The sequence below is a fragment of the Paenibacillus sp. 11B genome (assembly GCF_030487755.1).
In the GTDB taxonomy this organism is placed as follows: domain Bacteria; phylum Bacillota; class Bacilli; order Paenibacillales; family Paenibacillaceae; genus Paenibacillus; species Paenibacillus vandeheii.
In genome coordinates, this window is the sequence record NZ_JAUKNS010000026.1 from 1 (window position 1) to 426 (window position 426).

General features: G+C 46.7%; 1 protein-coding gene. It reads right to left on the reverse strand.

Annotated elements, in window-relative coordinates:
* Positions 1 to 426 (reverse strand): IS3 family transposase (locus Q0V21_RS32755; RefSeq protein WP_301882607.1); only part of this gene is annotated, 426 nt, incomplete at both ends.

Consider the following 426-nt stretch of genomic DNA (forward strand, 5'->3'; position numbering starts at 1 on the left):
GCGTCGGTACTCTACCGGCGTCAGTTTTTTTAGTTTCCGTTGTGGCCGTTTTCGGTTGTAAAAACGGATATATTTTTCGATTTTGCTTTGTGCTTCGCTAAGCGTTCGGATATGATAAGGATAGAGTCCTTCCGTTTTGAGATGCGAGAAGAAACTCTCCATCGAGGCATTGTCATAACAATTTCCTCGGCGAGACATGCTGATTCGGGCGCCAACCTTTGGCAGCATGTCGTGGTAAGCATGAGACGTGTACTGGAATCCTTGGTCGCTATGAACGACCAGTCCGGTCACGTCTTTTTGCTTCGCAAACGCCTTGCTGAATGTGCGAAGCACCAGTTCATTGTCGTTGCGTTCGCCTATTTCGTAAGCCACAATTTCGTTATTAAACAGATCCTTTATGGCTGAAAGATATATCCAGCGCTCTCC